Below are 12,996 nucleotides of genomic sequence, written 5' to 3'. Positions count from 1 at the left end.
CTGCCAATAGATTGCTATAAAAGTAATCGATGGAGCACCATTTGATAAGGATAGAGTGACGATTGAGGCAATGTTCATGCGGCAATAGGTTTGGCGAAAAGCGCGAATAGCACAGCGTTAGTCATCGGGGATCAGAATAAAAAACTAACCCGCAAGCATAAAAAAGCCCTGAAGGATCAGGGCTTTTTTGTTGGCACGTTATCAGTAATTAGATACGTGCAGCTGGGATAGCATGCGCGACACTCAAATCTTCAGTCGGTGGTGTGAAAGACGTCAGATTGATACCTTCAACCGCTTCTTTGTACTCTTCTAGAGTTGGGAAACGACCTAGGACACAAGAAAGTACAACCATTGGGGTAGACCCCAATAGAGACTCACCTTTCTTCTCTGCAGTATCTTCTACAACACGGCCCTGGAACAGGCGAGTAGAAGTAGCTATCACGGTGTCACCCGGTTCTGCTTTTTCTTGGTTACCCATGCACAAGTTACATCCAGGACGCTCCAAGTACATAATATTTTCGTACTTGGTACGTGCCGCTTCTTTTGGATGCGCGTCAGAGAATTCGAAACCGGCGAATTTCTCCAGCAGCTCCCAATCACCTTCAGCTTTCAGTTCGTCAACGATGTTGTAAGTCGGTGGCGCAATAACCAATGGCGCTTTAAAGGTGACAGGACCTTTCTTCTCAAGGTTACGCAGCATCGCAGCGATGATCTGCATATCGCCTTTATGGACCATACAAGAGCCTACGAAGCCCAGATCAACTTTACGGCCATTATAGTAAGAAGCTGGACGGATCACATCGTGAGTATAACGCTTAGAAACGTCTTCGTTGTTTACGTCTGGGTCAGCAATCATTGGCTCGTCGATTGCGTCCAAGTCAACAACCAACTCAGCATAGTACTTAGCGTTGTCATCTGGAGCCAAAGCAGGTGCTTCGCCAGATTTAACTTCAGCGATACGCTTGTCAGCTAGGTCAATCAGACCTTGTAACATGCAAGCTTCGTTATCCATACCTTTGTCGATCATGATCTGGATACGAGACTTAGCCAGCTCCAAAGACTGGATTAGGGTATCGTCAGTGGAGATACAGATAGAAGCTTTCGCTTTCATTTCTGCAGTCCAGTCAGTAAACGTGAAGGCCTGATCAGCCAGCAAAGTACCAATTTGTACTTCAATCACACGACCCTGGAATACGTTTTCGCCACCGAACTTCTGCAGCATCTGTGCTTGAGTCGCGTGTACGATGTCACGGAAGTCCATATGAGGCTTCATGTGACCTTTAAAGGTGACCTTCACAGACTCTGGGATTGGCATAGCCGATTCACCCGTTGCCAGTGCGATTGCAACCGTACCGGAGTCAGCACCGAACGCAACGCCTTTAGACATACGAGTGTGAGAGTCACCACCGATGATGATTGCGCGATCGTCAACAGTGATGTCATTCAATACTTTGTGAATAACGTCAGTCATTGCATGGTAAACATTTTTCGGATCACGTGCTGTGATTACTCCGAACGCATTCATGAACGCCATCAGCTTAGGCGTATTTGCCTTAGCTTTGTTATCCCATACAGAGGCTGTGTGACAACCAGACTGGAAGGCACCATCAACACTTGGAGAGATAGTAGAAGCAGCCATAGCTTCCAGTTCCTGACAAGTCATAGGACCTGTAGTGTCCTGAGACCCTACAATGTTCACTTTAACGCGAACGTCAGAACCTGTATGCAGAGGAGTTTTAGACGTAACACCCACCGCATTGCGGTTAAAGATCTTCTCAACAGCAGTCAGACCCTGCCCTTCGATTGAGATCTCTTTAGATGGTGCGTAAACAGCTGGCGCTTCAACGCCTAGAGTTTCAGCAGCAAATGTTTGCAGTTTCTTACCAAAGGTTACCGCGTAAGAACCGCCAGCTTTCATAAATTCCACTTTTTGTGGCGTGAAAGCGTCTGCTACGTCAACCAGTTCTTGGTCGCCGTTGTACAGTTTCTTAGCTTTAGTATCAATGGTCAGAACAGTACCCGTTGCAACTGAGTATACTTCTTCCAGTACAGGGTCGCCGCTTGCGTTACGAACAACTTCGCCGTTAGCGTCGGTTTTCTTAACCCAGTTTTTTAGATCTAGACCGATACCGCCAGTTACACCAACAGTCGTAAGGAAGATAGGTGCGATACCGTTAGTACCTGCAACGACCGGACGGTTGTTGATGAATGGGATGTATGGAGAAGTTGGCTCACCTGCCCATAGTGCCACGTTGTTTACACCAGACATACGGGAAGAACCTACGCCCATAGTGCCTTTTTCAGCGATCAACATGACTTTTGCGTTAGGGTGCTTCTTACCAAGTTCAACGATTTCTTGTTGCGCTTCTGGAGAGATCATGCACTTACCGTGCAGCTCACGGTCTGCACGAGAGTGAGACTGGTTACCAGGAGAAAGAAGGTCAGTAGATATATCACCTTCAGCAGCGATATAAGTAACAACGTCGATCTTCTCTGGGATATCATCCAGCTTGGTAAAGAACTCAGCTTTTGAATAGCTTTCCAAGATATCTTTAGCGATGGCGTTGCCCGCTTTGAAAGCGTCAGCCAAACGAGTGGTATCTGCCTCATACAGGAATACCTGAGACTTCAGAACTTCACCCGCAGCTGCAGCCTGAGCATCATCAGACAGCGCGATATCCAGCAGTACCTCAACAGAAGGTCCGCCTTTCATATGAGATAGCTGCTCAAGCGCAAACTCAGGAGAGATCTCTGCAACTTTTTCTTTACCCAAAGCGATATCTTTCAAGAAAGCCGCTTTAACGACAGCCGCTGGCGTCGTACCCGGTAGAGTGTTGTAGATGAAGAAGTTCAAAGATGCTTCGCGATGCTCATTACCAACGTCTTTAATCTGGGCAATGATTTCAGAAAGTAGCTCAGCGCTATCAATCGGTTTGGGATTCAGGCCAAGGTCCTTTTTACGAACCTCTATTTCTTCTAGGTAGTCAGAATAGTAACTCATAGCGTAAAGCGTCTCATCTCAATTAATTCTAATTATGAATCAGTCATATATTATAAGGAAAAAGCGACAAACAGCTCAATGAAAACAATTTAAATAACGCTTATAGTCGATATAAATAAAATAAATACAATACAAATCAATAAGTTACATATGGTATACATTGGTTGTAGGCATGCCTGTTTTTTTACGAACATTGCTAACCCACCCTCTTGTTGAGAACAACAATCATTTAGAGCGTGTTTGATTTTTAGGATCGATCAAGGCAAGTCAATCATAGCCTATTCCACAGCGGGTAAACTGACTCTCCTATCTATAGTGATTTAATCGATACTCAAACAGCGCATAGCATGTTCGGCTTATAGTCAGTTTCGGAGGAGATAAACCCACTGGGCACTACCTATAAGGAGCATAGTTATACCAAATTCACTAGCAAATAGTCGTAGATTGTATGTAATTATACCAAAAATACGCCTTCAAGACTTGTTTTAAGATGCCTATCGTCTAACATTGTCGACAATCCAAATAAAGCAATAATATATGTTGCAGGTAATAAGGGTTCGCTGGACGGCTAAATAAACGACTAACAAGGAAATCGAGCAGCTTCGATAATGACCGGAGGCTCGTGCAAAAAAAAAGTTGTAGAGCCAGAAACACCCCATCTGCGTGAGGTATAAAATATGACAAGCCCTATCAATTTTGATCCATCCAGTTCCATTAAAACACTTCCCGGAACTACATACAGCTACCATAGCCTTCCAGATACCGCTGAATTATTTGGTATAAATCTTGATGAACTCCCGTTTTCTCTTCGTCCCATCTTGGAAGGTATCGCTCGGAATGTTGGCCAAAACGGTGTAACCGCTGAGCAGGTTAAAGCTCTTGGAAGCTGGACAGAAGCTCAAGGCACAAAACCGATCGAAATTCCTTTCACTGCAGGTCGCGTCCTTATGCACGATCTGAGTGGCACACCCGCCATTGTGGATTTTGCGGCGATGCGTTCAGCCGTTCAACGCATGGGCATGGACCCCGCCATCATTGAGCCTTTAGTACGCGCGGATCTTGTTATCGATCACACCGTTACAATGGACAATACCGGTAGCCCTGCTTCTCTTAGAATCAATGGGGAGCTGGAGGCGGCCAGAAATGTAGAACGCTATGCCTTTTTGAAATGGGGCGCGCAGGCCTTTGACACCATCAGAATTATTCCCCCACAAACCGGTATTGTTCACCAAGTTAACCTAGAGTATCTGGCACAGGGCTACCTCAATATTAATGGACTGATGGTCCCCGATACACTTATCGGTATGGATAGCCATACACCCATGGCGAACGCCTTAGGCATTGTGGGCTGGGGCGTAGGTGGCATTGAAGCTGGAGCCTCCATGCTGGGCCAACCTATGCAAATGCTAGCTCCCGAAGTAGTTGGGGTTGAACTCACCGGCGCATTAAGAGAGGGCGTCACTGCGACAGACTTGGTGCTGACAATTACTGAAATGTTGCGCAAGTATCCTGGAGGTGTTGTTGGTAAGTTTGTTGAATACATCGGTGAAGGATGCGCCAACCTTTCCCTGCCTGACCGCGCAACCATCGCCAATATGTCACCTGAATATGGCGCAACAATGGGCTTTTTCCCATTTGATGAAATTGCTGCCGAGTACCTAAGAGCAACAGGCAGAGATGGCGATTTGCCACTCGCTTTTTATAAAGCACAAAATATGACCTGGACACCTGGTCAGTCTCTGCCACGCTATACGGACCTTCTTCAGCTTGACCTATCCACCGTTGAGCCTTCGGTTGCTGGCCCAAAAAGACCTCAAGATAGGTTACCGCTAGGTGAGCTTGGCAACGTTTTCAAAAAAGCGGCGGCTGAAGGCGATCGCACGCCTGAAGTGGCTAACGTTACGCCGATGAAAGCAGACGATGCCGGTATTTTCGTATCCTTACCTGAGAGGGAGTTAAAAGACGGCGATATCCTCATTGCGGCGATTACCTCCTGTACCAATACATCTAACCCAAGCTTGCTGATTGCAGCCGGTTTGCTTGCCAAGAAAGCCAATGAGCTTGGGATGCAAGTACCTAACGGCGTTAAAACATCCTTGGCACCGGGATCTCCGGTGGCGACCGACTTTTTAACTAAGGCGGGACTACAACAACATTTGGATGCACTGGGCTTTAATACTGCCGGTTATGGCTGCACAACCTGCGTGGGTAATTCTGGCCCTCTAGCACCAAGCATTGAAGCCGCATTGCAAAACCACGACATTATCGCCGCGTCTGTTTTATCCGGTAACCGGAACTTTGAAGGCCGTGTACATCCGGATGTTGATACTAACTTCCTGATGTCCCCTCCTCTGGTCGTTGCCATGGCCATTGCGGGCAATGTGAATATTGATGTGAATACTCAGCCCATTGGTCAGGATGCAGAAGGAAACGATATCTTCCTTAAAGATATCTGGCCGAGCAACGCCGAAATCACTCAGACCATGCATGAATGCATGGATCCGAAAGCCTTCAGGGAAACCTATGAGAACTCTCTCGACGGTCCTGATACGTGGCAGAAACTGGCATCTCCTACCGGCCCTGTTTATGACTGGGATCCAGATTCAACCTACATCGAAGAAATCTCTTTCTTCGATGGTTTCTCACTAGAAACACCTGCGGACGCATTAAATAATATCTCAGGGGCGCGCATGCTGGTGATGTGTGATGACAACACAACCACAGACCATATCTCGCCGGTAAGCCGTATACGTCCGGACTCCCCTCCTGGCGAATACTTGATCTCTCAAGGCGTTGCCGAGAGCGATCTGACATCACTTGGGGCACGTCGCGGCAATCACCACGTAATGCTACGCAGTATTTTTGGCAACGGTAAAGCCAGAAATCTGATGCTACCTGGCACCACGGGTGCGGTAACGAGTTACCACCCATCTGAAGGCGAACCTGCTCAAATGTCGATTTACGATGCCGCTGCCCGTTACCGTGAAGAAGGCACACCTACCCTTGTGTTTGGTGGCAAACTTTATGGCACAGGATCGTCACGGGATTGGGCCGCTAAAGGGCCAGCCTTACTCGGTGTAAAAGCGATTATTGCTGAAAGTTTTGAGCGTATTCACAAATCCAATCTAGTGGGGATGGGTGTTTTACCGCTGCAACTGCCGCAAGGGATTACACGCGCTTCGCTCAATTTGGATGGCTCAGAAACCTTTGATTTGAAGGGTATTAATACACTTGAGCCAAGGGGATCTGTGGAGCTGACTATTCACCGGACGGATGGCTCTTCGCAGAAAATAGAACTGCTTTCGCGTGTTGATACCTCATCAGAGCTGGATCAAATACGTCATAAAGGCATCTTACCGATGGTGTTACGCGATATTATCGCCGCGAATACATAAAGGAACAGGGCAACGATTATCATAGCTCAGATATCGTCGCCCTTTTTAAAAAGCCTGAGACGGGCTACACCTCAACAGTAGAAATAATCAAAGACACACCCTGTAGACCACAATACTGCCCACTAACGTGAGTAGTATTGTGTCTATTGGCGCTTTCTATGATTTTAAGTCACTAAGCGCCCTCGCGGATTACTGTAAAGATTCCCCCCTACCGAGATTTAACGCGCTCTACGACGCCCCAGGCAAATCAAGCCGATAAGGCTTTGCTACACAGGCCAAGAGTTATCAAGATAGCGCCTCTACTGTTATTCCCACAGTAGAGACTTAATTACGGTAAAACTCAGACACAAAAAAGGCCTGTTTAAACAAACAAGCCTTCGGTAGATATTAACGCGACCTTATAGATCGGGCAGTACCTGATGCGCAAATAACTCATCAATCTCATTACGATTGCTGCACTCTAAGACCTTATGAATAACATCAGGTGTTAAATGCGGTGCGAAGCGCTGAATAAAGTCATACATATAACCTCGTAAGAAGGTTCCTTTCCTAAAGCCAATTTTAGTAATACTTGGCTCAAACAAATGACTGGCATCTAAGCGAACAAGGTCACTATCTTGCTTTTCATCAAACGCCATCGTTGCAACAATACCTACACCTAACCCTAAACGCACATAGGTTTTAATTACGTCTGAATCTACTGCGGTAAAAACAACCTTAGGCTCAAGTCCTTCATCAATAAAAGCCTCATCCAGCTTAGAGCGCCCAGTAAAACCGAAAACGTAAGTCACTATAGGATGTTCAGCTAAATCAGCTAAGGTTAGTTTAGAAACCTGTGTAAGCGGATGGTCTTTAGGCACAACAACAGAGCGGTTCCAGCGATAACAAGGCATCATAATAAGATCACTAAAATGCGACATAGCTTCTGTTGCTATAGCAAAATCAACCGTACCGTCCGCTGCCATTTCAGAAATCTGCATCGGTGTACCTTGATGCATATGCAAAGACACATCAGGATACTCTTTCATGAAACCGGTAATAGTGGGAGGTAAAGCATAACGAGCTTGGGTATGAGTAGTCGCTACATCCAAACTGCCCTTACGCTCATCACTAAACTCTTGCGCAACCTGCTTAATACTTTCAACTTTCTGCAGAATCTCTCCAGCAACAGATAAAATTGCCTGTCCCGCTGGGGTAACCCGAGTCAAATGCTTACCGCTGCGCGCGAATACCTCAACGCCCAGCTCATCCTCAAGAAGACGAATCTGCTTACTTATACCAGGCTGAGAGGTATATAAACTCTGAGCTGTCGCCGACACATTCAAGTCATGGCGAGCGACTTCCCAGATGTACCGCAGCTGCTGCAACTTCATTAAGCACTCCAAAAACAACAACACAGCTTATGCCTGTGTTATAAGAAATTTAACGTTATTATAACAGTTTAGAATAAATTCAATAGACCAGAAAGCAAGCGCGACGAGAGCTATCCTCGCGCATTCAAACGCCTAATCTCTTCATCCTGAGCAATGATTTTCTTTTCAAGACTATTAATTTTAGCTAACGAGCGTACCAGCTCATCTTCTTTATCTTTGAACTGTGAACGTATACTTGCTTCGCGTCTAGAGTGCTCAGAAGCTAAGCTAACCTGCTTCTGCCTTGCTCGCCTAACTTCTTCATCCATAACTTTAACCTTATCCTCCAACCTTTTGTTTTTGTTGGATTCAGCAAGCAAAGATGAGTTGATTTTTGATAGCTCTCTTGTCTGTCCAGAGGTATCTTGCTTGATCTGTTTAAGCTCAGCTTCTAGACTTTTTATTTGGGTTTTCTGTGTATCGTTTTTAACATCTTTTCTAGCCAATTCAGCTTGCAAGTCATGGATGTTTTTAGTCAGCGCTGATTCTTTTTTACCCACTTCATCTCTAAGCTTCTCAAGGGCGCCTCGATAATATCGTACATCCGCGTCTGCTTTACTCACAGCCTCAAGAGTGTGCCGCTGCTCCTCTTTTATACGCAGATCAAATGTACGTTTACTGTCATCATAGGTTTTTCGTAAATGATTAAGCTCCTGCTCAACATTTAAACGACTCTGCTCTTCCTGCTTCCTCTGTGACGTCTCTGCCATCAGATTGGCTTTCAGTACTTCAATTTCAGCTTCAAGCGCTTTAATTTGAGTTTCAGCATCTTCCTTTTTATTTATTTCTGCTCTCAGCCTTTCCTCTATATCACTTAAACGGCCGCGAGATTCTTTAAGAGACTCATCCGCTTCGCGACGAACCACCTCAAGCCCAGCATCATGACTATGCTTATCAACACTAAGTAAACCATTCGCTTCCTGTACAGCTTGCTGCCAAAGTTTAGAGAATGACTGTGTCAGCGACTCAGGAATTTCAGGAACGCTAACATCAGTTACATTTAAAACGATACGTTCAGGTACTAAAGCCCACCACTCATGCAAATCAGTTTCGACTATTGCTTCATCGCAACCTAAAGATTCAGATATAAGCAGGGCTGTCGGCTGAAACCCAGCCAACAACAAACGATCTGCAGTTGAATATATTTTCTCTTTTAAAGCCAAATCACTCATATAACAATAAAATCCATTAACTATTCTTGCTCTTAAAACTGTTCACCGCTTTTTGAAGCTTTATTTCAAGCGGAGCCTTTATTACTTTGCGGCCACCCGAAGGTAGAGGGAATCGCAACTCTGCAGCATGGAGAAACAAACGATCAAAGCCATGAGTACGCATTACCTCATTCATTTCATCCGTATTATATTTCTGATCGCCCACAATAGGATGCCCTGAAAACTGACAATGAACACGAATCTGGTGTGTTCTACCTGTGATTGGTCGCGCCTCAATCAAGGTAGCCTGACGACCAAACCGTTCAAGCACCTTAAATTCAGTCAATGATTCCTTACCATCAGCAGAGACTTTAACCACGCGCTCCCCCGACTTAAGCTCATTTTTCCTGAGCGGCGCATCCACTCTTCTTTTTCTTTCACTCCATGAACCCATGACCATTGCATGATAGATCTTGGTAATACGACTTTTCTGCAAAGACTCATGCATTAACTTTAATGCGCTTCGCTTCTTAGCGAGAAGAATACAGCCTGATGTATCACGATCAAGTCGATGCACTAATTCCAAAAACTTAGCCTGAGGTCGCATCTGCCGAAAACTCTCAATCAACCCTAAACTAATACCACTACCACCGTGTACTGCAATCCCTGATGGCTTATTTACGACGATTAGATCATCGTCTTCATATAAAACGGCCGCTTCAAGCTGATCTATCAGCTTATTACCAATTTTTGCGGGTGCTTGCCGATCAGCTAAGCGAACGGGCGGGATACGCACCAAATCATTAAGCTGTAATTTATATTCGGGTTTAACTCGTTTTTTATTAACCCTCACCTCGCCTTTACGCACAATCCGATAAATTAGACTTTTCGGCGCACCTTTTAAGGTAGTGATCAAGAAATTATCGACCCTTTGGCCTGCATTTCCTTCTGTAATTTCAACGAAACGTACTTGATTGGTTGGCGAACTATTTTCTTGAGACATATTTATAATGAAAACCGATTAGCGAATTGATGCTGTAGTGGATAACTGCTATATTCTAGCCCTGCCGTGGTCTGTTGGCTTTATCTTTTTTCAATTGCTGTAATACAGACCCGAAAATCGCGGAAAAAAATCAATTCTGCTGAAAAAAGCGGCAACTATCATGAATATAAATTAAGAATAGCTTTTCACCCAGTCGGAAAAACCGGTTGGAGGTAGAGATGCGCATTAGCCAGGAACCTGCTTTGACAGCAGCAACAATTAGAAAGAAGAACATGAGGCTGATGTTTCCTCTACCGAGGACAGTTACTTTGCCGTTTGCGAAGTAACGTAAAACACATTAAATGTAAGATGCGACTCCAGCTCCAATTATATTGTTTGAGCAGCTGAAACTCTTATTGAATCAGAAGTGGTTTAAATACCCTTAGGGTTTTTGATGTAAATAATCGTCCAAAAGACGGGCTTCTGGAGATTCCAGAACCTCCCTGCTGCGTGAGAAGCGTTCTATAAGAGAACGCTATGAAAAGAATGCTTATTAACGCAACTCAACCTGAAGAGTTGCGCGTAGCGCTGGTTGATGGACAGCGCCTGTATGATCTAGATATTGAATCTGGATCACGTGAACAGAAAAAAGCCAACATATATAAAGGGAAAATCACTCGTATTGAACCTAGCCTTGAAGCAGCATTTGTTGACTACGGCTCGGAACGTCACGGTTTCCTACCACTCAAAGAGATCTCTAAAGAATACTTCACGCAACCGCCAAGCCGCGGTTCTCGTCCAAGCATTAAAGAAGTATTAAAAGAAGGCACTGAAGTTATTGTTCAGGTTGATAAAGAGGAGCGTGGCAACAAAGGCGCTGCTCTTACCACCTTTATCAGTCTTGCAGGCCGTTATTTAGTTTTAATGCCAAACAACCCTCGAGCTGGCGGTATCTCTCGTCGCATCGAAGGCGATGAGCGCACCCAACTTAAAGAAGCCCTTGCTGGTGTTAATGTACCTAAACAGATGGGTATCATTGTTCGCACAGCAGGTGTTGGCCGTAGTAGTGAAGAACTTCAATGGGATTTTGAATACTTAAAAACCCTTTGGACGGCTATCACCCAAGCATCAGATGAGAAATCTGCACCCTTCTTGATCTATCAAGAAAGTAACGTCGTTATACGTGCAGTACGTGATTACCTGCGCTCAGATATTGGTGAAGTACTGATTGATGATCCTCAAGTTTTTGAAGATGCGCGTAACTTCGTAAAACAGGTGATGCCGACTTATGAGAGCAAGATTCGTCTTTATGTCGATCAGACCCCTCTATTCAACCGTTTCCAGATTGAAGCGCAAATTGAAACTGCATTTCAGCGCGAAGTAACCTTACCTTCAGGCGGCTCGATCGTTATCGATCCAACCGAAGCACTAGTCTCAATCGATATCAACTCTGCACGAGCAACTCGTGGCGGTGATATTGAAGAAACAGCAGTGCAAACCAACCTTGAAGCAGCAGACGAAATTGCACGTCAACTTCGCCTTCGAGATATTGGTGGATTAGTGGTAATCGACTTTATCGATATGACACCGATCAAAAACCAACGAGAAGTGGAAAACCGTTTACGTGATGCCCTGAAATTAGATAGAGCACGCGTGCAGATGGGTCGCATCTCTCGTTTCGGTCTACTCGAAATGTCCCGTCAGCGTTTACGTCCATCTCTAGCTGAAACTCGCGGTGTGGTTTGCCCTCGCTGTAGCGGACAAGGCACGATTCGCGATACTGAGTCCCTTGCCTTATCTATTCTGCGTTTGATCGAAGAAGAGTCTGGAAAAGATAGAACTGCACAAATTAGAGCTATCTTACCTGTCACTGTAGCAACCTACTTGTTGAACGAGAAACGCCACGCGGTTCATGACATCGAAATACGTCAAAGTGTTCGCGTAGTCATTGTGCCAAATCCAAATATGGAAACACCGCACTATGAAGTTGTTCGCTTACGTGATGACAACACTGTCGCCACGACGAATGATGCAAGCTACACAATGCAGCCAGAACCTACAAACGAAGCCCCTATTGAAGCCTCAGCAACTGCTCAAACGGTTGTTGCTCGCGAACAAGCTGCCGTTCGTAGCGTCGCACCCTCGACTCCAGCGCCAGAAGCAAATCCAGTAAGCTCAAATTCAAGTTCAAGTTCAAATAAACCAGCAGCAAAACCTGCGAACAAGGCTACGAAAGCACCGGTTCAAGCAGGTATTGTGGAACGCTTAATCGGGTTTATTAAAGAGATCTTCGGCTCAAGCGAACAGCCTAAGCAAGAAGCACCTGTTAAAAAACAGGAAAGCAGCAAGCCAAAAAGCAAACGCAACAACAACGATCGCAACGACCGTAGTGAAAATAGCCGTAACAAACGTCGTCGCCGTGATAATGATCGCAAGCCTCGTGGCGCGAAAAAGCAGAACGATGAGATCATCACAGTAAAACCAGAACCTGATGAGCCTTTACCAACTGCATCTACATCAGATGAAAAACCTAAACGTAGACGCCGTAAACGCAAATCAGAGCAAGACCGTACGGAAAATCGTAGCACTGAAGAGCTTAATACAAATAACTCATCATCTACTGATAATGAAGAGCTTCCACGCAACCCTCGTCGTAGAGGCCGTCGTCGTCGTCCTACTGAACGTACAGCGAACCGCTCTAATCCGGTTCAACAAGAAACAGCTGCTTCTACAGCGGAAGACGCAACAGTAGAAACAGCAGCAACGGTTGCAGTAACTGAAGCAGCAGTAGCGACTGAAACAGCCAATACTGCACTTAACGCAACAGTAGAAACGCCGAGCAACGTTAACGAAACAACTGAAGCTTCTAATAAAGTAGCTGAAGCATCAAGCGACGTTAGCGAAACAACTGAAGCGCCTAGCGAAGTCACTGAAGCATCAAGCGACGTTAGCGAAACTGCTGAAGCACCAAGCGAAGTCACTGAAGCATCAAGCGACGTTAGCGAAACAGTTGAAGCACCTAGCGAAGCCACTGAAGCATCAAGCGACGTTAGCG

At 45.5% G+C, this 12,996-nt stretch carries 6 protein-coding genes; 2 read left to right on the top strand and 4 right to left on the bottom strand.

What is annotated here, in order from left to right; translation table 11 throughout:
• Positions 1–208 precede the first annotated feature (208 nt).
• Positions 209–3,001 carry a bifunctional aconitate hydratase 2/2-methylisocitrate dehydratase gene (locus Q4486_RS15325; RefSeq protein ID WP_303520035.1) on the bottom strand — a complete coding sequence of 931 codons (2,793 nt, stop codon included), beginning with the start codon at positions 2,999–3,001 and terminating at the stop codon, positions 209–211.
• 677 nt (positions 3,002–3,678) lie between these two features.
• Between Q4486_RS15325 and acnA the strand changes: the two genes are divergently transcribed.
• Positions 3,679–6,396 (top strand): aconitate hydratase AcnA, encoded by a 2,718-nt coding sequence (gene acnA, locus Q4486_RS15320; protein WP_303520033.1) that lies wholly within the window; start codon positions 3,679–3,681, stop codon positions 6,394–6,396.
• Positions 6,397–6,794: 398 nt separating this feature from the next.
• On the opposite strand, the gene cysB is transcribed toward acnA, so the two are convergent.
• From cysB to rluC, 3 genes are all read right to left on the bottom strand, one after another.
• A complete protein-coding gene (gene cysB, locus Q4486_RS15315) occupies positions 6,795–7,769 on the bottom strand; it encodes an HTH-type transcriptional regulator CysB (protein ID WP_303419736.1) in 975 nt (324 codons plus the stop codon).
• Between the two features lie 110 nt (positions 7,770–7,879).
• Positions 7,880–8,980 carry a DNA-binding protein gene (locus Q4486_RS15310; RefSeq protein WP_303419738.1) on the bottom strand — a complete coding sequence of 367 codons (1,101 nt, stop codon included), beginning with the start codon at positions 8,978–8,980 and terminating at the stop codon, positions 7,880–7,882.
• Positions 8,981–8,996: 16 nt separating this feature from the next.
• Complete coding sequence (rluC, locus tag Q4486_RS15305; protein WP_303419740.1) at positions 8,997–9,962, bottom strand: 23S rRNA pseudouridine(955/2504/2580) synthase RluC; 966 nt, start codon at positions 9,960–9,962, stop codon at positions 8,997–8,999.
• A gap of 516 nt (positions 9,963–10,478) precedes the next feature.
• Between rluC and rne the strand changes: the two genes are divergently transcribed.
• On the top strand, positions 10,479–12,996 hold a 2,518-nt coding region (gene rne, locus Q4486_RS15300), incomplete at its 3' end, for a ribonuclease E (RefSeq protein WP_303520032.1).

Source organism: Neptuniibacter sp. 2_MG-2023 (assembly GCF_030547495.1).
GTDB lineage: Bacteria > Pseudomonadota > Gammaproteobacteria > Pseudomonadales > Balneatricaceae > Neptuniibacter.
Note: the sequence above shows the minus strand (reverse complement) of the source record. Positions and strands in the feature narration are given on the sequence as shown.

Excerpts from the sequence above, each read along its gene's own strand:
- Q4486_RS15325 (WP_303520035.1), bottom strand. The coding sequence starts at position 3,001 with ATGAGTTACTATTCTGACTACCTAGAAGAAATAGAGGTTCGTAAAAAG.
- acnA (WP_303520033.1), top strand. The coding sequence starts at position 3,679 with ATGACAAGCCCTATCAATTTTGATCCATCCAGTTCCATTAAAACACTT.
- cysB (WP_303419736.1), bottom strand. The coding sequence starts at position 7,769 with ATGAAGTTGCAGCAGCTGCGGTACATCTGGGAAGTCGCTCGCCATGAC.
- Q4486_RS15310 (WP_303419738.1), bottom strand. The coding sequence starts at position 8,980 with ATGAGTGATTTGGCTTTAAAAGAGAAAATATATTCAACTGCAGATCGT.
- rluC (WP_303419740.1), bottom strand. The coding sequence starts at position 9,962 with ATGTCTCAAGAAAATAGTTCGCCAACCAATCAAGTACGTTTCGTTGAA.